At 57.1% G+C, this 20,926-nt stretch carries 24 protein-coding genes; 16 read left to right on the top strand and 8 right to left on the bottom strand.

Annotated features, from left to right (window positions below; all coding sequences use genetic code 11):
• Positions 1-225: 225 nt before the first annotated feature.
• From ulaA to WFN61_RS08510, 6 genes are read left to right on the top strand one after another with little or no spacing between them, the layout of a single operon-like run.
• Positions 226-1,626 (top strand): PTS ascorbate transporter subunit IIC, encoded by a 1,401-nt coding sequence (ulaA, locus tag WFN61_RS08535; RefSeq protein WP_257758655.1) that lies wholly within the window; start codon positions 226-228, stop codon positions 1,624-1,626.
• A 12-nt stretch (positions 1,627-1,638) separates the two neighbouring features.
• On the top strand, positions 1,639-1,944 hold the full coding sequence (ulaB, locus tag WFN61_RS08530) for a PTS ascorbate transporter subunit IIB (RefSeq protein WP_144816547.1): 306 nt from the start codon (positions 1,639-1,641) through the stop codon (positions 1,942-1,944).
• Positions 1,945-1,953: 9 nt separating this feature from the next.
• On the top strand, positions 1,954-2,421 hold the full coding sequence (gene ulaC / locus WFN61_RS08525) for a PTS ascorbate transporter subunit IIA (RefSeq protein WP_312177859.1): 468 nt from the start codon (positions 1,954-1,956) through the stop codon (positions 2,419-2,421).
• Between the two features lie 13 nt (positions 2,422-2,434).
• Entirely contained in the window at positions 2,435-3,085 is a 651-nt protein-coding gene (locus WFN61_RS08520) for a 3-keto-L-gulonate-6-phosphate decarboxylase UlaD (RefSeq protein WP_337038534.1), read from the top strand.
• 9 nt (positions 3,086-3,094) lie between these two features.
• Positions 3,095-3,961, top strand: coding sequence for an L-ribulose-5-phosphate 3-epimerase (locus tag WFN61_RS08515; RefSeq protein WP_144816541.1), 867 nt, complete (start codon positions 3,095-3,097; stop codon positions 3,959-3,961).
• Positions 3,948-4,634 (top strand): L-ribulose-5-phosphate 4-epimerase, encoded by a 687-nt coding sequence (locus tag WFN61_RS08510; protein ID WP_257758586.1) that lies wholly within the window; start codon positions 3,948-3,950, stop codon positions 4,632-4,634. Before WFN61_RS08515 ends, WFN61_RS08510 begins: the two co-directional genes overlap by 14 nt.
• Positions 4,635-4,653: 19 nt before the next feature.
• Here the strand turns inward: WFN61_RS08510 and WFN61_RS08505 are convergent, their stop codons facing one another.
• Positions 4,654-5,775: an MFS transporter gene (locus tag WFN61_RS08505; RefSeq protein ID WP_257758585.1), complete on the bottom strand. Its 1,122-nt coding sequence runs from the start codon at positions 5,773-5,775 to the stop codon at positions 4,654-4,656.
• A 73-nt stretch (positions 5,776-5,848) separates the two neighbouring features.
• Positions 5,849-6,058: a hypothetical protein gene (locus tag WFN61_RS08500; protein ID WP_257758584.1), complete on the bottom strand. Its 210-nt coding sequence runs from the start codon at positions 6,056-6,058 to the stop codon at positions 5,849-5,851.
• 367 nt (positions 6,059-6,425) lie between these two features.
• Here WFN61_RS08500 and rpsF point away from each other — a divergent pair, with 367 nt between their 5' ends.
• The 5 genes from rpsF (at position 6,426) to WFN61_RS08475 (ending at position 8,950) form a co-directional block, all read left to right on the top strand.
• Entirely contained in the window at positions 6,426-6,821 is a 396-nt protein-coding gene (gene rpsF / locus WFN61_RS08495) for a 30S ribosomal protein S6 (RefSeq protein WP_042388484.1), read from the top strand.
• A gap of 6 nt (positions 6,822-6,827) precedes the next feature.
• A complete protein-coding gene (gene priB / locus WFN61_RS08490; protein ID WP_042388482.1) occupies positions 6,828-7,142 on the top strand; it encodes a primosomal replication protein N in 315 nt (104 codons plus the stop codon).
• A 4-nt stretch (positions 7,143-7,146) separates the two neighbouring features.
• A complete protein-coding gene (gene rpsR / locus WFN61_RS08485; RefSeq protein ID WP_000135199.1) occupies positions 7,147-7,374 on the top strand; it encodes a 30S ribosomal protein S18 in 228 nt (75 codons plus the stop codon).
• Between the two features lie 41 nt (positions 7,375-7,415).
• Positions 7,416-7,865 (top strand): 50S ribosomal protein L9, encoded by a 450-nt coding sequence (rplI, locus tag WFN61_RS08480; protein ID WP_042388480.1) that lies wholly within the window; start codon positions 7,416-7,418, stop codon positions 7,863-7,865.
• Positions 7,866-8,020: 155 nt separating this feature from the next.
• The gene (locus WFN61_RS08475; RefSeq protein ID WP_257758583.1) at positions 8,021-8,950 is read left to right on the top strand and encodes a DMT family transporter; all 930 of its coding nucleotides are present in this window, start codon (positions 8,021-8,023) and stop codon (positions 8,948-8,950) included.
• Between the two features lie 85 nt (positions 8,951-9,035).
• Here the strand turns inward: WFN61_RS08475 and WFN61_RS08470 are convergent, their stop codons facing one another.
• Positions 9,036-9,677, bottom strand: coding sequence for a LysM-like peptidoglycan-binding domain-containing protein (locus WFN61_RS08470; protein WP_144816533.1), 642 nt, complete (start codon positions 9,675-9,677; stop codon positions 9,036-9,038).
• 232 nt (positions 9,678-9,909) lie between these two features.
• Between WFN61_RS08470 and fklB the strand changes: the two genes are divergently transcribed.
• Positions 9,910-10,530, top strand: coding sequence for an FKBP-type peptidyl-prolyl cis-trans isomerase (gene fklB, locus WFN61_RS08465; protein WP_042388474.1), 621 nt, complete (start codon positions 9,910-9,912; stop codon positions 10,528-10,530).
• 311 nt (positions 10,531-10,841) lie between these two features.
• Positions 10,842-12,254: a D-serine/D-alanine/glycine transporter gene (gene cycA, locus WFN61_RS08460; protein ID WP_312177870.1), complete on the top strand. Its 1,413-nt coding sequence runs from the start codon at positions 10,842-10,844 to the stop codon at positions 12,252-12,254.
• 48 nt (positions 12,255-12,302) lie between these two features.
• Here cycA and ytfE read toward each other — a convergent pair whose 3' ends face one another.
• On the bottom strand, positions 12,303-12,965 hold the full coding sequence (ytfE, locus tag WFN61_RS08455; RefSeq protein ID WP_337038529.1) for an iron-sulfur cluster repair protein YtfE: 663 nt from the start codon (positions 12,963-12,965) through the stop codon (positions 12,303-12,305).
• 178 nt (positions 12,966-13,143) lie between these two features.
• Here ytfE and WFN61_RS08450 point away from each other — a divergent pair, with 178 nt between their 5' ends.
• Complete coding sequence (locus tag WFN61_RS08450; protein ID WP_144816527.1) at positions 13,144-14,715, top strand: methyl-accepting chemotaxis protein; 1,572 nt, start codon at positions 13,144-13,146, stop codon at positions 14,713-14,715.
• Positions 14,716-14,755: 40 nt separating this feature from the next.
• Here WFN61_RS08450 and WFN61_RS08445 read toward each other — a convergent pair whose 3' ends face one another.
• From WFN61_RS08445 to WFN61_RS08435, 3 genes are all read right to left on the bottom strand, one after another.
• A complete protein-coding gene (locus WFN61_RS08445; protein ID WP_257758581.1) occupies positions 14,756-15,694 on the bottom strand; it encodes a DMT family transporter in 939 nt (312 codons plus the stop codon).
• A gap of 77 nt (positions 15,695-15,771) precedes the next feature.
• Complete coding sequence (locus tag WFN61_RS08440) at positions 15,772-16,596, bottom strand: AraC family transcriptional regulator (protein ID WP_312235187.1); 825 nt, start codon at positions 16,594-16,596, stop codon at positions 15,772-15,774.
• 80 nt (positions 16,597-16,676) lie between these two features.
• The gene (locus WFN61_RS08435) at positions 16,677-17,525 is read right to left on the bottom strand and encodes an SDR family oxidoreductase (RefSeq protein ID WP_257758579.1); all 849 of its coding nucleotides are present in this window, start codon (positions 17,523-17,525) and stop codon (positions 16,677-16,679) included.
• A gap of 89 nt (positions 17,526-17,614) precedes the next feature.
• Between WFN61_RS08435 and WFN61_RS08430 the strand changes: the two genes are divergently transcribed.
• Positions 17,615-18,001, top strand: a complete 387-nt coding sequence (locus WFN61_RS08430) for a winged helix-turn-helix transcriptional regulator (protein WP_144816519.1) — start codon at positions 17,615-17,617, stop codon at positions 17,999-18,001.
• A gap of 46 nt (positions 18,002-18,047) precedes the next feature.
• Here the strand turns inward: WFN61_RS08430 and WFN61_RS08425 are convergent, their stop codons facing one another.
• Positions 18,048-19,994, bottom strand: a complete 1,947-nt coding sequence (locus tag WFN61_RS08425) for a bifunctional 2',3'-cyclic-nucleotide 2'-phosphodiesterase/3'-nucleotidase (protein WP_337038525.1) — start codon at positions 19,992-19,994, stop codon at positions 18,048-18,050.
• A 185-nt stretch (positions 19,995-20,179) separates the two neighbouring features.
• On the opposite strand from WFN61_RS08425, the gene cysQ reads away from it, so the two are divergent.
• Entirely contained in the window at positions 20,180-20,926 is a 747-nt protein-coding gene (gene cysQ / locus WFN61_RS08420) for a 3'(2'),5'-bisphosphate nucleotidase CysQ (protein WP_144816514.1), read from the top strand.

Genomic DNA, 20,926 nt, shown 5'->3' with positions numbered 1-20,926 from the left:
CGACGCCAATCCTGCTTTAAATATGCAATTTGTTAATTAAGTAACTGATTTTAATGATTATTATATACATACATTTATTGTCGTATGTAATGTAGGGAAATAAATTGCGTGGCGTATCACAAATAATCATATTCAATCTTTTTGTGATTATTTCTGATGGGTAGAGTAGTGGCACACTCTGTGATGGGTCGCAAGATCCGCTACATTCACTCTCTGGAGAGCGTTATGGAGACCCTCTACACCCTCTTTACCGTGTTCTTTAACCAGGTCATGACCAACGCCCCGCTGCTGCTGGGCATTGTCACCTGCCTGGGCTATATGCTGTTGCGTAAAAGCGTGAGCGTTATTATCAAGGGCACGATCAAAACGATCGTCGGTTTTATGCTTCTACAGGCCGGATCCGGGATCCTTACCAGCACCTTTAAACCGGTCGTAGCCAAAATGTCAGAGGTCTACGGCATTAACGGTGCCATCTCTGATACCTACGCCTCTATGATGGCCACTATCGACCGCATGGGAGATGCCTACAGCTGGGTGGGTTATGCGGTGCTGTTGGCGCTGGCGCTAAATATTATTTACGTCCTGTTCCGGCGCATAACCGGTATCCGCACCATTATGCTGACTGGCCACATCATGTTTCAGCAGGCGGGGCTGATCGCGGTCTCCTTCTATATCTTCGGCTATCCGATGTGGACCACCATTATCTCTACCGCCGTGCTGGTCTCCCTCTACTGGGGGATCACCTCGAACATGATGTACAAGCCGACCCAGGAGGTCACCGACGGCTGTGGCTTCTCCATCGGTCATCAGCAGCAGTTCGCCTCCTGGATTGCCTATAAAGTTGCCCCCTATTTGGGCAAAAAAGAGGAGAGCGTTGAGGATCTTAAGCTGCCGGGCTGGCTGAATATCTTCCATGACAACATCGTCTCAACGGCCATTGTGATGACGATTTTCTTTGGCGCCATTCTGCTCTCCTTCGGCACCGACGTGGTTCAGGCGATGGCGGGTAAAACCCACTGGACTATCTATATCCTGCAAACCGGTTTCTCCTTCGCAGTTGCCATCTTCATCATCACTCAGGGCGTGCGCATGTTTGTCGCCGAGCTCTCTGAGGCGTTTAACGGTATCTCCCAGCGGTTGATCCCTGGCGCCGTGCTGGCGATTGACTGTGCGGCAATCTATAGCTTCGCGCCGAACGCGGTGGTGTGGGGCTTTATATGGGGCACCCTCGGCCAGCTGATCGCGGTTGGCATCCTGGTGGGCTGCGGCTCGTCCATCCTGATCATTCCAGGCTTTATTCCGATGTTCTTCTCAAACGCCACCATTGGCGTCTTTGCCAACCACTTTGGCGGCTGGCGCGCGGCGCTAAAAATCTGCCTGGTTATGGGGATGATTGAAATCTTCGGCTGCGTGTGGGCGGTGAAGCTTACAGGTATGAGCGCCTGGATGGGCATGGCGGATTGGTCAATTCTGGCACCGCCAATGATGCAGGGCTTCTTCTCAATCGGTATCGCTTTTATGGCCGTCATTTTGCTTATTGCGCTGGCCTATATGTTCTTCGCAGGACGCTCGCTGCGTGCTGAAGAAGATGCAGAAAAACAACTGACAAAACAGTCTGCTTTATAAGGAGTTTTGGTTATGACCGTACGTATTCTGGCTGTATGTGGTAATGGGCAAGGCAGCTCCATGATCATGAAAATGAAAGTGGATCAGTTTTTAACCGAGGCAAATATTGATCACACGGTGAACAGCTGCGCAGTAGGGGAATATAAAAGTGAACTGAACGGCGCGGACATCATCATTGCCTCTACCCATATCGCCGGTGAAATTTCCGTTTCCGGCAATAAGTATGTGGTTGGCGTACGCAACATGCTGTCGCCTGCTGATTTCGGCCCGAAGCTGCTGGAGGTGATCAAAGAGCACTTCCCGCAGGATGTGAAGTAAGGACACCTCATGAAACTACGTGATTCGCTGGCACAGAACCACTCTATTCGTTTGCAGGCAGAAGCTGAAACCTGGCAAGACGCCGTAAAAATAGGTGTCGACCTGCTGGTGGCTGCCGACGTGGTGGAGCCGCGCTATTACCAGGCCATTCTCGATGGCGTCGAGCAGTTTGGTCCCTATTTTGTGATCGCCCCAGGGCTGGCCATGCCCCATGGCCGCCCGGAGGAGGGCGTCAAAAAAACCGGTTTTGCCCTGGTGACCCTGAAGAAGCCGCTGGCGTTTAACCACGACGATAACGACCCGGTCGATATCCTGATCACGATGGCGGCCGTCGATGCCAATACCCATCAGGAGGTCGGCATCATGCAGATCGTTAATTTATTTGACGATGAAGCCAATTTTGATCGCTTACGTGCCTGCCGTACCGAGCAGGAGGTTCTTGATTTAATTGATAACGCCACTGCGGCGGCAGTTTAAAAGGAAGACGACGATGCCATTACCGATGTTACAGGTCGCGCTGGATAACCAGACCCTCGCCGATGCTTATGCCACTACACGGCTGATTGCCGAAGAGGTAGACATCATTGAAGTGGGTACCATCCTCTGCATAGGGGAAGGGGTACGTGCAGTGCGCGATCTTAAGGCGCTCTATCCACATAAAATTGTGCTGGCCGACGCTAAAATTGCCGATGCCGGGAAGATCCTCTCGCGTATGTGCTTTGAGGCCAACGCCGACTGGGTCACGGTGATCTGCTGTGCGGATATCAACACCGCCAAAGGCGCGCTCGACGTCGCCCACGAGTTTAACGGCGATGTGCAGATCGAGCTGACCGGCTTCTGGACGTGGGAGCAGGCGCAGGCCTGGCGGGACGCGGGCATTCAGCAGGTAGTCTACCACCGCAGCCGCGATGCGCAGGCGGCGGGCGTTGCCTGGGGCGAGGCGGATATCAGCGCGATCAAACGCCTGGCGGACATGGGCTTTAAGGTCACCGTCACCGGCGGTCTGGCGCTGGAAGATCTGCCGCTGTTTAAGGGCATTCCCATCCACGTGTTTATCGCCGGGCGCAGCATCCGCGACGCTGCCGATCCAGTGCAGGCCGCGCGGCAGTTTAAACGCTCAATCGTCCAGCTGTGGGGTTAAGGAGCGGCTATGCTGTCGAAAACTGTGCCGCTTGGCATCTATGAAAAAGCGCTCCCTGCTGGGGAGTGCTGGTACGAACGTCTTACTCTGGCGAAAACGCTGGGCTTCGACTTTGTTGAAATGTCGATCGACGAAACCGACGCCCGGCTGGCTCGGCTGAGCTGGAGCCAGGAGCAGCGTCTGGCGCTGGTAAAAGCGGTTGCCGACACCGGGGTGCGGGTTCCCTCCATGTGCCTGAGCGCCCATCGCCGCTTTCCGCTGGGCAGTGAAGATGACGCGGTGCGCACCCAAGGGCTGGAGATTATGCGTCGCGCCATTCAGCTGGCGCAGGACGTCGGTATCCGCGTGATCCAGCTGGCGGGCTATGACGTCTACTATCAGCAGGCCAACGACGAGACGCGCCGCCGTTTTCGCGATGGTTTGAAGGAGAGCGTCGAGATGGCCAGCCGTGCGCAGGTCACGCTGGCGATGGAGATCATGGACTACCCCCTGATGAACTCTATCAGCAAAGCGCTTGGCTATACCCACTACCTGAACAACCCTTGGTTCCAGCTCTATCCGGATATCGGCAACCTCTCGGCATGGGACAACGACGTGCAGATGGAGCTGCGGGCGGGCAGCGGGCATATCGTGGCGGTGCACGTGAAGGATACGCAACCCGGCGTCTTTAAAAACGTTCCTTTCGGCAGCGGCGTGGTGGATTTTGAACGCTGCTTCCGCACGCTGAAAGAGAGCGGCTATTGCGGGCCTTATTTGATCGAGATGTGGAGCGAGACGGCGGCCGATCCGCTTCAGGAGGTGGCCGCGGCGCGGGCATGGGTATGCGAGCGTATGGCGCGCGCCGGACTGCTGGAGGATGGCCATGCAGCAGCTTAAACAGCAGGTTTTAGCCGCCAATCTGGATCTCCCGCGCTACGGCCTGGTGACCTTTACCTGGGGTAACGTCAGCGCCATCGACAGAGCGCGTGGGCTGGTGGCCATCAAGCCCAGCGGCGTGTCCTATGACGCGCTGAAGGCTGACGATATCGTAATAGTGGATCTGCAAGGCGACGTTGTGGAGGGCACATTGCGACCCTCTTCCGATACCGCTACCCATCTGGCGCTCTATCGCCGCTATCCCTCCCTCGGCGGGGTGGTGCATACCCACTCCACGCACGCCACCGCCTGGGCGCAGGCCGGGCTGGCGATCCCGGCGCTGGGCACTACCCATGCAGACTACTTCCTGGGAGATATCCCCTGCACGCGGGCGTTAACCGAGCAGGAGGTGCAGGGTGAGTATGAGCTGAACACAGGCAGGGTGATTATCGAAACGCTGAAGGAGGGCGAGCCGCTGCATACCCCAGGCGTGGTGGTGTATCAGCACGGTCCCTTTGCCTGGGGCAAAGATGCGCACGATGCGGTGCACAACGCGGTAGTGATGGAGGAGGTGGCGCGGATGGCGTGGATCGCACGCAGCATCAACCCTGGTCTGAAGCCCATCGATGGCTATCTGATGGATAAACACTTTATGCGTAAGCATGGCGCACACGCCTACTATGGGCAAAAGTAGTGGGCAGAAGTAAACGTGCTTAATGCTGCTGGTATGCCGCAGGAGTGAGCCGCATACCCAGCAGCGTAATCACGCAGATGATGGCCCCCGCGTAGAAGGTGGAGGCAGCGCCCAGTGTCTCCCACAGAATGCCCGCGCCGGTGCTGGCCAGCAGCATCGCGATGCCGCTAATGAGATTAAACATGCCAAAGGCGGTCCCGCGCAGCGCCGACGGGGCGGTGTGGGCGATCATGGCAGCCAGCAGGCCCTGGGTCATACCCATATGGATCCCCCACAGGCCAACGCCGATCAGCAGCGTACTCCAGTGCTGGCTGAGTGCCAGGGTGATGTCAGCGGCAATCAGTACCAGCAGCCCGGCTTGTAACAGGCCGCTATGGCTCATGCGGTCTGAGAGCTTGCCAAACGGATAGGCCGTCACGCTGTAGACCAGATTCATGGCGACCATGACCAGTGGGATAGCGAAAAGCGGAATCTCCATCTGATTGGCGCGCAGAACAAGAAACGCCTCGCTAAAGCGTGCAAGGGTAAAGATGGCTCCTAAGCCCACGACCCACCAGTAGGCGGGACTAAGCTGTTTTAGGCTCTCCCGGCGCAGCGGGTTAGTACGCTTATGGGCAACGGGGGTCTTTGGCTCGCTCAGGCCAAACCAGAGCAGGGCGATGGACATGACGCCCGGAATAACCGCCACCCAGAAGATAGCCTGAAAATCGTTGTGCCAGAGAAACATCAGCGCCACCGCCAGCAGCGGCCCGAGAAAGGCGCCCACGGTATCCAGCGACTGACGTAGTCCGTAAGCCGCGCCGCGGATCTCCGGCGGTGTAACGTCGGCCACCAGCGCATCCCGCGGCGCACCGCGAATGCCTTTGCCGACGCGGTCGATCATCCGCGCAGTAAGAATCATGCCCGATGAGCCTGCGAGGGCGAAGAGTGGCTTGCTTAATGCGCCAAGGCCGTAGCCGAGCATGGCCAGCCCTTTGCGTTTACCAAGGTAGTCGCTGAGCACGCCAGAAAAGACTTTAATAATCAGGGCGGTGGCTTCGGCTAGCCCCTCAATGATGCCGATAATAATCACGCTGGCACCGAGGGTGGTGGCCATAAACAGCGGCAGCAGGCTGTGGATCATCTCTGATGAGACATCCATAAGCAGGCTAACGCCGCCGAGAACCCAGACGCCTTGCGGAATACGACTCAGCGTCGAGGAGCGGTATTCGGTTTTAGTCCTTTGCAGCGTGTGCCTCGCTCTGTTGCGTTGGGGGCTGGTCGGCTTCGCCGTCAGCGGCGTGATTGTGGTTTATATATACTACGCCTAAGCTCATCACGTCATCCATATTACGTTCCGGATGCGGATCGACATAGATGCCCGCCGTTGCGCTGGTACTCAGCAGCAACGCGGTCAGTAACAAAATAGTGATTCTTTTCATCATATTGCACCCCAACTCACCCATCAACAACTCTCTGATGCGCGATCGTAGAGGAGACGTTCCTCACTCGCGTTCGGGCTTATATAAAGTGTATGTCCTGGCGGGCAAACTCACCGCGATCGTTTCTGTTGTAGTTGCGCAAAAAAGTTGTGCAAAAATTCACCGCAATGCTGATTGACCAAGCTTAGCCTCGCCAGAAAAGGGCGCTTTACGCTTTGTGCGAATTATTTGTGCAATCACCTTGAGTTCGTCAGGCTTCGCAAGTATGATTACGCGTCAATTTTTCAGCCGCCTTTCAAACACGTTCCTTGCTTCCATGGGCCGCGGCTGACCCTGACAGGAGGCTGAATAATCCGTAAGGAGCAATTCGATGCGTCATTACGAAATCGTTTTTATGGTCCATCCTGACCAGAGCGAACAGGTTCCGGGCATGATCGAGCGTTACACTGGTGCTATTACTGCAGCAGAAGGCACGATCCACCGTCTGGAAGACTGGGGCCGCCGTCAGCTGGCTTATCCGATCAACAAACTGCACAAAGCACACTACGTTCTGCTGAACGTTGAAGCGCCGCAGGAAGCGATCGATGAGCTGGAAACTAACTTCCGCTTCAACGATGCCGTTATCCGCAGCATGGTTATGCGTACCAAAAACGCTGTTACTGAAGCATCTCCGATGGTTAAAGCGAAAGACGAGCGCCGTGAGCGTCGCGATGATTTCGCTAACGAAACCGCAGATGCTGAAGATGCTGGGGATTCTGAAGAGTAATTTCTGATGACCAACCGTCTGGTGTTGTCCGGCACCGTGTGCAGGATGCCCCTTCGCAAGGTCAGCCCATCAGGAATACCTCACTGCCAGTTCGTGCTTGAGCACCGCTCTGTGCAGGAGGAAGCCGGTTTTCACCGGCAGGCGTGGTGTCAAATGCCTGTAATAATCAGCGGGCAAGAGAACCAGGCCATTACTCACAGTATAACGGTCGGTAGCGCAGTTACCGTGCAGGGGTTCATTAGCTGCCATAAGGCAAAGAATGGCCTGAGCAAACTGGTTCTGCATGCCGAGCAGATTGAATTGATAGATTCTGGAGACTAGCCAAATGGCACGTTATTTCCGTCGTCGCAAGTTCTGCCGTTTCACCGCGGAAGGCGTTCAAGAGATCGACTATAAAGATATCGCAACGCTGAAAAACTACATCACCGAAAGCGGTAAGATTGTCCCAAGCCGTATCACCGGTACCCGTGCAAAATACCAGCGTCAGCTGGCTCGCGCTATCAAACGCGCTCGCTACCTGTCCCTGCTGCCGTACACTGATCGTCATCAGTAATCGGGCACGGTCCATTAATACGACTTTGAGAGGATAAGGTAATGCAAGTTATTCTGCTTGATAAAGTAGCAAACCTCGGTAGCCTGGGTGACCAGGTTAACGTTAAAGCGGGCTACGCTCGTAACTTCCTGGTACCACAGGGCAAAGCTGTTCCTGCTACCAAGAAAAACGTTGAATTCTTCGAAGCACGCCGTGCTGAACTGGAAGCTAAACTGGCTGACGTTCTGACCGCTGCTGAAGCTCGCGCTGAGAAAATCAACGCACTGGGCACCGTTACCATCGCGTCTAAAGCAGGCGACGAAGGTAAACTGTTCGGTTCCATCGGTACTCGCGACATCGCTGATGCTGTAACTGCAGCTGGCGTTGACGTAGCTAAGAGCGAAGTTCGCCTGCCGAACGGCGTTCTGCGTACTACCGGTGAGCACGAAGTGGACTTCCAGGTTCACAGCGAAGTGTTTGCTAAAGTTATCATCAACGTGGTTGCTGAGTAATCTGCGACTCTCGTTTGAGATAACACCGAAACGCCTGCCTCGTGCAGGCGTTTTGCTTTTTGCGACCCCGCCGACACTCCCAACGGTGCTGGGTATCAATTCCTCACCCCTTCACTGATAATAAATCAAAACACGATTTTAATTTTGGTGAGGAAATGGAAACAGTCTCTTCAGTACCGGTTTTCGCCCGTAGAAACGTCGCCTACGCCGGGGCTACGCTCTGCTGTCTGCTCTGGGGCAGCTCCTATCCCGCCATTAAGAGCGGCTATGAACTCTTTGCTATCGCCACCGACGATATCCCCTCGAAGATCGTCTTTGCTGGCTATCGCTTTCTGTTTGCCGGTGTTCTGCTGCTGCTGTTTGCCATGGCGCAGCGCAAACCCATCGCCCGGCTCAGCCAGCGCCAGTATGGGCAGATCGCTATTCTCGGTCTAACGCAAACCTCGATTCAGTACATCTTCTTCTATATCGGCCTCGCGTTTACCACCGGGGTGAAAGGCTCAATCATGAACGCCACGGGCACCTTCTTCAGCGTGCTGCTGGCCCACCTTATCTATAAAAATGACAGGCTCAGCTACAACAAGAGCATCGGCTGCGTGCTGGGCTTTGCCGGGGTGATGCTGGTGAACGTCAACCCTTCGCTGCTGGATTTCAGCTTTAGCATGATGGGGGACGGTTTTGTGGTACTGGCGGCGTTTATACTGTCGGCCTCGATGCTGTATGGTAAACGCATCTCGCAAACCGTCGATCCAACGGTAATGACCGGCTGGCAGCTGGCGTTTGGCGGTGGGGTATTGGTGCTGGGGGGCTATCTTACCGGCGGCACGCTGGCGGTGCATAGCATGAAGGCGGCGGTGCTCCTCGGCTATCTGACGCTGCTCTCATCCATCGCCTTTGCCCTGTGGAGCGTTCTGCTGAAGTACAACCGCGTCAGCATGATTGCGCCGTTTAACTTTGTCGTCCCGGTGGCGGGCACGGTGCTGTCGGCGATCTTCCTTGGGGAGAATATCCTGGAGATGAAATACGCCATTGCGCTGGTGCTGGTCTGCTCGGGGATCTGGTGGGTTAATAAACCCAAAGCATGAATCGGGAAAACGCCGGATGGCGCTTCGCTTATCCGGCCTACAACAGAGATCGCCCCATTAAGCATCCGTGCTACTGGGCATAATATTAGCGGGCGCGGATAAAGCTGCCGTTGGCCTGGCGGGTAAACAGCACGTCGCCATCGCCGGTTTCAATCGTCAGGCCGGTAACCACACCGCTGGCGTTCTGGCGGATCTTCACCACCTGACCGGTTTGCAGCGTGCTGAGCGGCTTGCCGTTGCCCTCGACCTGTGCCATCGCGTAAACATCCGTTGCTGGCAGGTTATGATCGCGGAACAGCTGGGCCAGGGTTTGACCCGATGCGATGCGATAGGTCCGCCACTGCTGATCGATACCCCCTGACTCCTGGAAAGGCTGCACGACACTGTTCTGTGTCGGCTGCGGCTGCGTCTCTTCCGGCTGCTCCTGCTCCTGGATCGGCTCCGGGGCCACCGGTGCAACCAGCTGGGGATCGCTCACCGTAGGCGCTAGCTGCGGCTGGGCGTTGGTGGACGGCTGGGAAGGGGCGATATCCAGCTGCGCGTCGCGCCTGACGGGCGCATCATCGCCGCTGTCCCCGGAAGGCAGCAAAAGGCCGATGACTACAAGCAGCGCCGCAATGATGATGCCGCGACGGTGCGCAGGGGGCAGCGGATCCATAATGCGAAAGTTATCCGGCGCGTACCAGATTTTCGCCAGAGTCGGTTTCAGTGCAAATCGCCCGGGCATGGCTTTCCTCCTGCTCCGCGTCGTTATTTTCCTGTATCACTGAGTATAGATTGCTAACTGCCTGACTCGCGTAGTAAAGCGCTCTTTCGTGACCTGGGATCGGGAATAATCTTACCCCTCTCTATTGTTTCTTTTTCGCTGCGATTTGTCACCCTCCCTGCGACAAAGTTTTACCCGGTGCGGCGTGGCTGCTATGCTGCCCGCTACTTTTAATACGATGAAAGGAAAACCCATGACAACCCCGACGTTTGACACTATCGAAGCACAGGCAAGTTACGGTATCGGCCTGCAGGTAGGCCAGCAGCTGAGCGAGTCTGGCCTCCAGGGCCTGCTGCCGGAAGCGCTGGTTGCCGGTATTGCCGACGCGCTGGCAGGTAAACAGCCTGCTGTGCCGGTGGATGTTGTTCATCGTGCGCTGCGTGAAATTCACGAGCGTGCCGATGCGGTGCGTCGCGAGCGTTTTGCCGCGATGGCTGAAGAGGGCGTGAAGTATCTGGACGAGAACCGCGAGCGTGAAGGCGTGAACAGCACCGAATCTGGCCTGCAGTTCCGCGTGATCAAGCAGGGCGAGGGCGCTATCCCGGCGCGTACTGACCGCGTGCGCGTGCACTACACCGGTAAGCTGACGGACGGTTCAGTCTTTGACAGCTCCGTCGCCCGTGGCGAGCCGGCTGAGTTTCCGGTTAACGGCGTGATCCCAGGCTGGATCGAAGCGCTGACCCTGATGCCGGTAGGCTCTAAGTGGGAGCTGACCATTCCGCAGAACTTGGCCTACGGCGAACGTGGCGCGGGCGCATCGATCCCGCCGTTCAGCACCCTGGTGTTTGAAGTCGAGCTGCTGGAAATCCTGTAACGCCGCTAAACGATTCCTCTCCCCAAACGGGGGGAGGAAGCAATACCTCCGCATATCCTCCACGCTTTACACAAATGTCGATACTTAATCTTGCAAATGCTTTTTTTGCGTGTATTTTTGTGAGCCAAATCAAGTTAGGGTTGTGATATCACACTCATTTTTAACATAAGTGTAACATTGCTTTTAAATCGCAGTATTCATCCCTCCGATTCTTACCTAATATCGATGAGTCCACATTCAGGCGCCCTGCGCGTCAGTAATGAAAGGCCAGAAGAGCCTCAACAACACAGACAGGTACAGGAAATAAACACATGGTAGATCAAATCAAAGTCGCTACCGACGAGCAGGCCCCGGCCGAGCAGTCGCTACGGCGTCATCTCACTAACCGTCATATTCAGCTTATTGCCATTGGGGGTGCCATCGGTACCGGGCTGTTCATGGGATCGGGTAAAACAATCAGTCTTGCCGGCCCGTCGATCATATTTGTGTATATGATCATCGGCTTTATGCTCTTTTTCGTGATGCGCGCCATGGGCGAGCTGCTGCTGTCGAACCTTGAGTACAAGTCGTTCAGCGACTTTGCCGCCGATCTGCTTGGCCCGTGGGCGGGCTACTTTACCGGCTGGACCTACTGGTTCTGCTGGGTAGTGACCGGTATGGCGGACGTAGTGGCCATCACCGCCTACGCCCAGTTCTGGTTCCCTGGCCTGTCGGACTGGGTAGCCTCGCTGGCGGTGATTGGGCTGCTGCTGAGCCTTAACCTGGCGACGGTGAAGCTGTTCGGCGAGATGGAGTTCTGGTTTGCGATGATTAAGATCGTCGCTATCGTGTCGCTGATTATCGTCGGCGTGGTAATGGTCATGATGAACTTCCAGTCACCAACCGGCGTTGAGGCCTCTTTTACCCACCTGTGGGATGACGGCGGCTGGTTCCCGAAAGGGCTGAGCGGCTTCTTTGCTGGCTTCCAGATTGCGGTCTTTGCCTTTGTCGGTATCGAGCTGGTGGGCACCACGGCGGCGGAAACGAAGGATCCAGAGAAGTCACTGCCGCGCGCGATTAACTCTATCCCTATCCGTATCATTATGTTCTACGTCTTCGCGCTGATTGTGATCATGTCCGTGACGCCGTGGAGCTCCGTAGTACCGAACAAAAGCCCGTTTGTGGAGCTGTTTGTGCTGGTGGGTCTGCCAGCGGCGGCGAGCATCATCAACTTTGTGGTGCTGACCTCGGCGGCCTCTTCGGCGAACAGCGGCGTCTTCTCCACCAGCCGGATGCTGTTTGGCCTGGCCCAGGATGGCGTGGCACCAAAGAGCTTCGGCAAGCTGTCGAAGCGCGCCGTACCGGCAACCGGCCTGACCTTCTCCTGCATCTGCCTGCTGGGCGGCGTGGTGATCCTCTACGTTAATCCGAGCGTGATTGAAGCGTTCACCATGATCACCACCGTGTCGGCGATCCTGTTTATGTTCGTCTGGACCATTATTCTCTGCTCGTATCTGGTCTACCGTAAGCGCCGTCCAGAGCTGCACGCGAAGTCCATCTACAAGATGCCGCTGGGCAAGGTCATGTGCTGGGTATGCATGGCGTTCTTCGCCTTTGTACTGGTGCTGCTGACCCTGGAAGAGGATACCCGTCAGGCGCTGATCGTTACGCCGCTGTGGTTTGTGGTGCTGGGGGCGTTCTGGCTGCTAGTCGGCAAGAAGCGCGTAGAGAGTTTCCGCAAGTAAGAGAGTCTGTAGGCCCGGCAGGCGTAGCGCCGCCGGGCAATACAAGGTTTACTCCCCCGCTAGCGCACGCGGGAAGAGCACGTTATTCTCCAGGCTGATGTGCTCCATCAGATCGTCAATCAGCTCGTTAATCCCGTTATACATCGCCCTCCACGTTGTGCAGGCCTCCGGCGGCGGCGTTACGTTATGAGTGGTGTGCTTGATCACCTCCAGCAGCTCGCCCGCCTCATCATGCTCGCTCTCCATTACGCTAACTGGTCCCGCCGCATGGCTGCCCTGACCCTGTTTGATCATCGGAAAGAGGATCCGCTCCTCTTTCATCATGTGGTTAGTGAGCTCCTCATGCAGCATGGTCAGGTATTTGGCCAGCCCGCGCGGCACGTTCGGTTTATCGGCGTGTACGCGCTCAACCTTAGTGGCCTGAAGGATCAGCTCCGGCAGCTGCTCGCGGTGCCTGTCGTGATAGCGGACGATGATATGATCGATAATCTCGGCCAGCGGGGCCACGCGCCACTCTTTGTCCACCGGCTGCTCGGCCAGCTTCGTCAGCGCGGCCTCGATTTCTTCAACGTTTAGCGCTTTACGCTGGGCTGCACGGGCCAGCGTCTGCTTACCGCCGCAGCAGTAGTCCATATCGTACTGACGGAACAGGGCCGAGGCCCGAGGGATAGAGAGCGCCAGCTCACCTAAAGATTGATCGCGAAAGGCCATAGCAGTTACCTCGATGTGTAAATAATAAGATGTATTTTAAATACATCTTTAGAAAGGCGCTATAACCCTTTAGCGGCAGGGGTAAAAATGAGATGTACTTCACAATTTTGTTCAAGAAGCGGCCACGACTGCCGATAGATACAGGCCAGACAATATCCTGCATCCTAAAAGGCAATATATGTTTAAACGTATGAAAGTCATTACCCTGTTGATTTCAGTCCTGCTGGCGCTAGGCGTCATGCAGCTGATCTCAGCCAGCGTGTTCATTACCGCGCTCAATAACGATAAAGATAATTTCAATGTTTCTCAGCTCTCCAGCCAGAACGTGGCCGAGTTTACCGACGCATGGATTAGCCTGAACCAGGCCCGCGTGACCCTCAACCGGGGCATGCTGCGTCTGCAAAGCAGCGAGGCAAGCCAGATTAACGGCGGGCAGCTCAGCGAGCTGGTCACCATCGCGAAAAACCTGCTGGCAGAGGCGAAGGACCATTACGACAAATACTATGCGCTACCGGAAACCCCGGGAATGGATGAGCGCATGGCTGACCGTCTGGAAGAGCAGTATCGCAACTACTCTACGACCCTGACCCAGATGAATACCCTGCTGGCGCAGGGCGATCTGGCTGGAATGTTCAAACAGAACGCCGAGCAGAAACAGAAAGCGATGCAGGCGGTATACCGTGAATGGCGTCAGGCGCAGGCAGATCTGGCCAGCAAAGGCGTGAAAGATAACGAGAGCGACTACAAACGTATTCTGTGGATCCTCTCAGCCATCATGCTGGTGGTGATCGCCGTGATTATTACCAGCTGGATTGCGATGCGCCGTGTGCTGCTCCAGCCGCTGGATGAGGTGCTCGGTCACATCCGCGCTATCGCCGCAGGCGATCTGACCCGGCCGATTGCTGCCGAAGGTAAAAACGAAATGGCGCTGCTGGCTCATAACGTGAAGGAGATGCAGACGGCGCTGGCGAACACGGTTGGCGTGGTGCGTGGCGGGGCTGACGTGATCTATACCGGGGCGAGCGAGATCTCCACCGGCAGCAACGATCTCTCTTCCCGTACCGAACAGCAGGCGGCCTCTCTGGAAGAGACGGCGGCCAGCATGGAGCAGCTGACGGCGACCGTGAAGCAGAATGCCGACAACGCTCGTCAGGCCTCCCGTCTGGCGCTGGATGCCTCCTCTACCGCGAAGAGAGGCGGTAGCGTCGTAGAGAGCGTGGTGCGGACGATGGATGAGATCGCCACCAGCTCCCATAAGATTGCCCAGATCACCAACGTGATTGACGGAATTGCTTTCCAGACCAACATCCTGGCGCTGAACGCAGCGGTAGAAGCGGCGCGTGCCGGTGAGCAGGGCCGGGGCTTTGCCGTTGTCGCCGGCGAGGTACGTACCCTTGCCCAACGCAGCGCCCAGGCGGCGAAAGAGATTAAAGGCCTGATTGATGACTCTGGCGACCGCGTTGACGCAGGCTCTGCGCTGGTGAATCAGGCCGGGGAGACCATGGCAGAGATTGTTAGCGCCGTCACCCGTGTGACCGACATCATGGGCGAAATTGCCTCTGCTTCTGATGAGCAGAGCCGTGGTATCGATCAGGTCGGCCAGGCGGTAGCAGAGATGGACCGCGTAACCCAGCAGAACGCCTCGCTGGTGCAGGAGTCTGCCGCCGCCGCCGCTGCGCTGGAGGAGCAGTCTGCCCGCCTGAGCGAGGCAGTAGCGGTGTTTAAGATCGCTCGTGAAGGCAGCCGCTAATATTCTGATAACGTGCCGGGCGGCACTGCGTTTGCCCGGCCTACTGAACCGGTTTTCCCCTTACGGCCAGCGTGACACCCACGACCAGCAGCAGAATACCGGATGCGGTCAGCACGGGCGGCAGGCTTTGGCGCAGCAGGAAGGTATAGAGCAGTCCTGCTAATGTTTCGAAGACAATCAGCGGACCTAAAATCACCGTCGGCAGCTTCTGGCTGGCGATATTCCAGCACAGCGCACCCACCCACGAGCAGAGCACGGCGATCGCCACCATTAATCCAATGAATACCCAAGGGCGCGGTCCAAACGGCAGCGCAAAGTCAGGCCGATCCAGTTTTAACCAGCCGCATACCGCGACGTAGCCAATCAGCGAGACGGGCAGGGTCACCAGCGCCTGCGCCGTGGCCCACATCATCGGGTTTTTATCCGGATTCTCCCGCAGCCAGCGGGCGTTGCGCAGCGCATACCACGCCCAGCAGACCACTGAGATAGCAGCAAGCAGAATACCAGAGACGTAGCGCCATCCGTCCATATTTGCCACACCGTGCTGCAGTTCGGCGACGTTCACGCATGCCAGGCCAATAGCGATACACACGAGCGCGGGCACCATCTTCGACCAGGCCAGCTTGCCATCGCGATGGCTGTAGAGCAGGTTGGCAAAAACCGGGATCACCACCGGCAGCGTGCCGATAATCATGGTGGAGACAGGCGCGCCGGTACGTTGAATGGCGCTTGCCAGGCAGGCGTAATAGACCAGGTTGCCCATCAGGGTCAGTGCCAGCGCGGTGAGCCAGTCCCGGCGGGTTAGCTTTTGCAGGCGTTTACGCCCGAGCCACGCCAGCGGCACGGCGATCAGCCCCAGCGCCAGGTAGCGCCCCATCGACTGCAACAGCGCCGGGTACTCTGGCACAATCAACGGCCCGACAAAAATCAGTCCCCACATTAAGCCTGCAAGCAGGGCATACAGCACGCCGCTAATCATTTTTTCTCATCTACCTCATTTGAACCAGCAAGCAGTGTAGAGAGACCCAATGCAGGCGTATTGTACGAGATTGCGCATTAGCGCCGGGCCACCTGTTTCTGATAGCGCACCGGGGTGATGCCGTAGCGGCGGGTAAAGGTGCGAGTGAGGTGCGACTGATCGGTCAGGCCGGTAACGGCCGCAACCTCGGCAGCGGGCATGCCGTGGGTAAGAAAATCTTTCGCCCGCCAGAGGCGGATCGCCATCAGCATCTGGTGTGGCGTGACGTGGAAGTGAGCTTTAAACTGGCGCTGAAAGTGGTATGGACTCAACGAGACGACCTGCGCCAGCTCGTCTAGCGTCAGGGAGTGCATATAGTTGTCGTGCAGGTAGTCGCGAACGCGCTCAAAACGGTGGGCACCCTCTGCCAGAACGGGCGCATGGCGGGCCAGCGGGCGAAAGGTATCGATCAGATCCAGCAGCAGCCCCTGCTGCGCCAGCGGATCGTCGCTGTGCCAAAGACTGTGGATTAGGGTGCAGATTTGCCGGGAGCGGAGCGGATCGTAGCGGGTCGCGTCGGCGAACCACCAGTGGCGGATACCGGTCACCTGCTCCAGCAGATCCGGCTCAAGGTAGATCATTCGGTATCGCCAGCCGTCGTCGGCTGCCGCCTCGCCGGTGTGAAGTTCATCAGGGTTCATGGTGACGACCGAGCGAGCCGGGGCGACATGCTGTGCGCCGCGATAGCGAAAACGCTCTGCGCCGGCCTCTATAGTGCCGATGCCAAAGGCTTCGTGAGTATGAGGTTCAAAGGCGTAGCGGGAGATATGCGCATGATAAAGCTCCACGCCAGGAAGCTGCGCCAGATGGCGAAAGCGGGCGCTGTCTCTCTCATCGCTGAACTGCTCCGGTACACCTTGCACTGGCTCTCTCCACGCGGGTCATCGCTTCATTATCAGGAATGACCCGCCGGGATGCCACAAAAATTAACGACGCTGTAACGTCAGACGATTGCACGAATGCTGTCGCGAATCGGCGTGGTAGGGCGGCCAATCAGCGTGCTCAGCGTGCGGCTGCTGTCAAACAGGCCGCCTTTTGCCGCACCCGCGTCAGAGTCCGCCAGCAGGTTAGCAAACGCCTCCGGCAGGCCTGCGCCTTTCAGGGCAGCAGCAAAGTCGGCTTCGCTCAGGTTTTGATAAACCACCGGTTTGCCGCTCTGCTTGCTGAGCTCGGCCGCCAGCTCGCTGAGAGTCCAGGACTCGTCGCCCGCCAGCTCGTACACCTTGCCCGCGTGGCCTTCACTACTGATGACTTTAGCCGCCGCTGCCGCATAGTCACCACGGGTGGCGGAGGCGATTTTGCCCTCGCCGGCGGAGCCGATGAATACGCCGTGCGCTAACGCCGCCGGGGCGCTGGCCAGATAGTTTTCGCTATACCAGCCGTTACGCAGCAGGGCGTAGGGAATGCCGGAGGCCGCCAGATACTGCTCGGTATCCACGTGCTCAACGTGCAGGCCCAGCGGAGATCGATCGGCATGCAGCAGACTGGTGTAGGCAATGAATTTTACGCCTGCCGCCTTCGCTGCATCGATAACGTTGCGGTGCTGAACCGCGCGCTGGCCCACTTCGCTAGAAGAGATCAGCAGCAGCTTATCAACGCCCTCCAGGGCGGCGGTGAGCGCTGCCTGGTCACCATACTCGGCCTGGCGCACAATAACGCCCTGTTGAGCCAGGGTTTCGGCTTTCGCTGGGTTACGCACGATGGCCACCAGCTGGCTGGCGGGAACGGTTTTCAGCAGTTCGGTAAGGGTGAGCTGACCCAGGTGGCCAGTTGCGCCGGTAATTGCAATCATGGAATTTTCCTTCTTGTGGGTAGTGAGTTATGGCACACTAGCACTCTAACTAACTTTTAGTAAGTACGTACAAAAAGGTAAGTATGAAAATGGCGACTACACCTCAGACGCTGAGTGAACGACTGCGCGAAGGAAACCTGTTCGCCGAGCAGTGCCCCTCCCGGGATGTGCTTAAACACCTGACCAGCCGCTGGGGCGTGCTGGTGATGGTGGCCCTGCGCGACGGTACGCATCGCTTTAGCGATCTGCGCCGCAAGATGGGCGGCGTCAGCGAGAAGATGCTGGCGCAAACCCTGCAGTGGCTGGAGCAGGACGGCTTTATCAACCGGGTGGCTTATCCGGTCGTGCCGCCGCACGTTGAGTACAGCCTGACGCCGCTGGGTGAAGAGGTGAGCGAGAAGGTGGCCGCGCTCGCCGACTGGATCGAGCTGAACCTGCCGGAGGTGCTGGCGAGGCGTGACGAGCGGGCGGCGTAGGGGGAGGAAAACGCCCGGCGGCGCTCACGCTTGCCGGGCCTACGGGTTACTTCGCGTTTAGATTAACTTTGTAGATGGCGAACCCAATGTCGTCGCTGCCGACCTGAGTCATCGGGTACTGGGCCTTCTCTTTGATAAACGCTGCTGCTTTAGCGGAGGGGGAGGTCTCAAAGCGAATATCCAGCGGCGTGTCGCTGTGGATCGGAGCAAGACGCCAGTTGTTGTCTGCCGCCGGGTGGATTGCTTTCGTGCGGGCTGACTCAGCGCTAATCCAGGCTGCCAGCACGGCGCGGTTCTCATCCGGCGAAGCAAACGCAATATGTCTGTCGCCGGTCCCGGCAAATTTGCCGCCGTAGGCGCGATAGTTATTGGTCGCTATCAGGAAGGTGGCGTTGGGATCGATAGGTTTGCCGTTAAAGGTTAGCTTTTTGATGCGCTCCGCCTGTGGATTCAGGCTCTGGCACTCACCGTCGTACCGCGCGGGCTGGGTCACGTCGACCTGGTAATTAACGCCATCAATCACGTCGAAGTTATAGGTCCGGAAGGTATCCCAGTTAATCAGCGACTGCGGTTTGCTGCTGTGGGGATCGATCTGGTTAAACTGCCCGGCAGAGCACTCCAGCCACTCCTTTACCTCTTTGCCGCTTGCCTTCACCACCACCAGCGTATTGGGGTAGAGGTAGAGATCGGCGGCATTACGGAAGGTCAGCTGGCCCTTCTCGACCTCAACAAAGCTGGCCGGGTCGTTTTTGCGGCCGCCAGCTTTAAAGGGCGCGGCAGCGGAGAGCACCGGCAGCGAGGCCAGATCCGGATCGCCCTGAATATAGTGCTCAACGTAGGCCTTCTGCGCCATGTTGACTACCTGCACGGTGGGATCGTCCTGCACCAGGGAGAGATAGCTGTACATGTTATCGGCGGACTGCCCGATAGGCTTGCCGACAAACTCGCGGGTGGCATCATGGGATGCTTTGAGAACGGATACCAGCTTGCTGTCCTCTGCCGCCAGCGACCTCTTCGCCGCCGCGTCGTAGATAGGGCGGGCCTCGGCGCGCGAGTGGGTTACCTTCCACGTGCCGCTATCGTTATTCAATACCAAATCGACCACGCCAAGATGATCGCCCCACATGCCTGGCATTACCGCCGGTACGCCGTTCAGGGTGCCGTTGGCGATATCTGCGCCTTTAATTGCGGCAAAATCTTTACCGGGAAATACCGCGTGGGCGTGGCCAAAGAGGATGGCGTCAACGCCGGGTACTTCACTGAGATAGTAAACCGAGTTCTCCGCCAGCGCCTTATAGGGCTCTGCCGACAGCCCGGAGTGAGCGATTACTACCACTACGTCCGCCCCTTTGCTGCGCATCTCTGGAACATACTTGCGCGCGGTTTCGGTAATATCGTTCACCGTCACCTTGCCGCTGAGGTTGGCCTTATCCCAGGTCATGATCTGCGGCGGCACAAAGCCGATATAGCCAATACGCAGGGTCTGCGTTTTGCCCTCTTTATCCTTAACCGTGGTCTCTTTAATCAGGTAGGGGGTAAACAACGGCTGCTGGGTTTTTACGTCAATAATATTGGCGTTCACGTAGGGAAATTTCGCTCCCGCCAGCGCACGGTGCAGGTAATCCAGCCCGTAGTTAAACTCATGGTTGCCGAGGTTACCTACCGCATAATCGAGGCTGTTCATCGCTTTATAAACGGGATGCACCTCGTTCGGGCTTAACCCTTTTGCCGCCATATAATCCCCCAGCGGGCTGCCCTGAATCACGTCGCCGTTATCTACCAGCACGCTGTTTGTGGCCTCCTGGCGGGCGGCATTAATCAGCGTAGCGGTGCGTACCAGGCCGAACTTCTCCGTTGGCGTATCCTTGTAGTAGTCAAAGTCCATCATGTTGCTATGCAGATCGGTCGTTTCCAGCAGGCGGAGATCCACGGTGGCGGCCTGGGCCCCGACCGCCGTCAGCATGGCCAGGAACGTTGCACTAAACTTAATCATCAGAGCGTCCTTTTAGATCTAGTCCACAAAAGAAAATGTATTTACATCTGGTTGCTTACAGATTTGTGAATCTTGCCATAAAAGTGAGCAATAAAACCGCAGGCGTGGTCACAGATGGCAGTTCTGGTCGTGATAGGGTATAAGTAAAACAACGAGTTAAAACCACTGACATAGAGAGGTGGAAAATGTTAGACGCAATTTGTCAGCTCGCGCGGGAAGCGGGGGAAGCTATCATGCAGGTTTACGACGGGAACAGCCCGATAGACGTGAACCGTAAAACCGACGATTCACCGGTGACCGCGGCGGATCTTGCCGCTCACAAGGTGATAGTCGAAGGTTTGCAAGCACTTACACCGGATATTCCGGTGCTCTCCGAAGAGGACCCTCCGGCCTGGGACGTTCGCCAGCACTGGCAGCGTTACTGGCTGGTGGATCCGCTGGACGGCACCAAAGAGTTCATTAAGCGCAACGGTGAGTTTACCGTTAATATCGCGCTGATCGAAGAGGGTAAGCCAGTGCTGGGCGTCGTCTATGCCCCGGTGCTGAAAGTGATGTACAGCGCGGCGGAAGGGAAGGCGTGGAAAGAGGAGAACAACATCCGTAATCCAATCCAGGCGCGTGAAGCCCGCCCACCGCGCGTGGTGATCAGCCGCTCGCATGCCGCGAATGATGCCGAGCTGAAGGAGTATCTGGAGCAGATGGGTGAACACCAGACTACGGCGATCGGCTCGTCGCTCAAGTTCTGTCTGGTGGCTGAGGGTGAGGCGCAGCTCTATCCGCGCTTTGGGCCTACCAGCGTCTGGGATACCGCCGCAGGTCATGCGGTAGCGGTGGCTGCCGGGGCGCACGTCCATGACTGGCAGGGAAAAACGCTGGACTACACGCCGCGTGAATCCTTCCTCAACCCCGGTTTCCGCGTCTCTGTCTTTTAA

The organism is Pseudescherichia sp. AS216, assembly GCF_037152055.1.
Classification (GTDB): Bacteria; Pseudomonadota; Gammaproteobacteria; order Enterobacterales; family Enterobacteriaceae; genus Pseudescherichia.
Note: the sequence above shows the minus strand (reverse complement) of the source record. Positions and strands in the feature narration are given on the sequence as shown.

What these genes read in the sequence shown, in the direction of transcription:
- priB (WP_042388482.1), top strand. Translation starts at nt 6,828, where the DNA reads ATGACCAACCGTCTGGTGTTGTCCGGCACCGTGTGCAGGATGCCCCTT.
- rpsF (WP_042388484.1), top strand. Translation starts at nt 6,426, where the DNA reads ATGCGTCATTACGAAATCGTTTTTATGGTCCATCCTGACCAGAGCGAA.
- WFN61_RS08520 (WP_337038534.1), top strand. Translation starts at nt 2,435, where the DNA reads ATGCCATTACCGATGTTACAGGTCGCGCTGGATAACCAGACCCTCGCC.
- WFN61_RS08445 (WP_257758581.1), bottom strand. Translation starts at nt 15,694, where the DNA reads ATGATTAGCGGCGTGCTGTATGCCCTGCTTGCAGGCTTAATGTGGGGA.
- ytfE (WP_337038529.1), bottom strand. Translation starts at nt 12,965, where the DNA reads ATGGCCTTTCGCGATCAATCTTTAGGTGAGCTGGCGCTCTCTATCCCT.
- WFN61_RS08435 (WP_257758579.1), bottom strand. Translation starts at nt 17,525, where the DNA reads ATGATTGCAATTACCGGCGCAACTGGCCACCTGGGTCAGCTCACCCTT.
- WFN61_RS08510 (WP_257758586.1), top strand. Translation starts at nt 3,948, where the DNA reads ATGCAGCAGCTTAAACAGCAGGTTTTAGCCGCCAATCTGGATCTCCCG.
- rplI (WP_042388480.1), top strand. Translation starts at nt 7,416, where the DNA reads ATGCAAGTTATTCTGCTTGATAAAGTAGCAAACCTCGGTAGCCTGGGT.
- ulaC (WP_312177859.1), top strand. Translation starts at nt 1,954, where the DNA reads ATGAAACTACGTGATTCGCTGGCACAGAACCACTCTATTCGTTTGCAG.
- cycA (WP_312177870.1), top strand. Translation starts at nt 10,842, where the DNA reads ATGGTAGATCAAATCAAAGTCGCTACCGACGAGCAGGCCCCGGCCGAG.
- cysQ (WP_144816514.1), top strand. Translation starts at nt 20,180, where the DNA reads ATGTTAGACGCAATTTGTCAGCTCGCGCGGGAAGCGGGGGAAGCTATC.
- fklB (WP_042388474.1), top strand. Translation starts at nt 9,910, where the DNA reads ATGACAACCCCGACGTTTGACACTATCGAAGCACAGGCAAGTTACGGT.
- WFN61_RS08450 (WP_144816527.1), top strand. Translation starts at nt 13,144, where the DNA reads ATGTTTAAACGTATGAAAGTCATTACCCTGTTGATTTCAGTCCTGCTG.
- WFN61_RS08475 (WP_257758583.1), top strand. Translation starts at nt 8,021, where the DNA reads ATGGAAACAGTCTCTTCAGTACCGGTTTTCGCCCGTAGAAACGTCGCC.
- WFN61_RS08500 (WP_257758584.1), bottom strand. Translation starts at nt 6,058, where the DNA reads ATGATGAAAAGAATCACTATTTTGTTACTGACCGCGTTGCTGCTGAGT.
- ulaA (WP_257758655.1), top strand. Translation starts at nt 226, where the DNA reads ATGGAGACCCTCTACACCCTCTTTACCGTGTTCTTTAACCAGGTCATG.
- rpsR (WP_000135199.1), top strand. Translation starts at nt 7,147, where the DNA reads ATGGCACGTTATTTCCGTCGTCGCAAGTTCTGCCGTTTCACCGCGGAA.
- WFN61_RS08470 (WP_144816533.1), bottom strand. Translation starts at nt 9,677, where the DNA reads ATGCCCGGGCGATTTGCACTGAAACCGACTCTGGCGAAAATCTGGTAC.
- ulaB (WP_144816547.1), top strand. Translation starts at nt 1,639, where the DNA reads ATGACCGTACGTATTCTGGCTGTATGTGGTAATGGGCAAGGCAGCTCC.
- WFN61_RS08515 (WP_144816541.1), top strand. Translation starts at nt 3,095, where the DNA reads ATGCTGTCGAAAACTGTGCCGCTTGGCATCTATGAAAAAGCGCTCCCT.
- WFN61_RS08505 (WP_257758585.1), bottom strand. Translation starts at nt 5,775, where the DNA reads ATGGATGTCTCATCAGAGATGATCCACAGCCTGCTGCCGCTGTTTATG.
- WFN61_RS08430 (WP_144816519.1), top strand. Translation starts at nt 17,615, where the DNA reads ATGGCGACTACACCTCAGACGCTGAGTGAACGACTGCGCGAAGGAAAC.
- WFN61_RS08425 (WP_337038525.1), bottom strand. Translation starts at nt 19,994, where the DNA reads ATGATTAAGTTTAGTGCAACGTTCCTGGCCATGCTGACGGCGGTCGGG.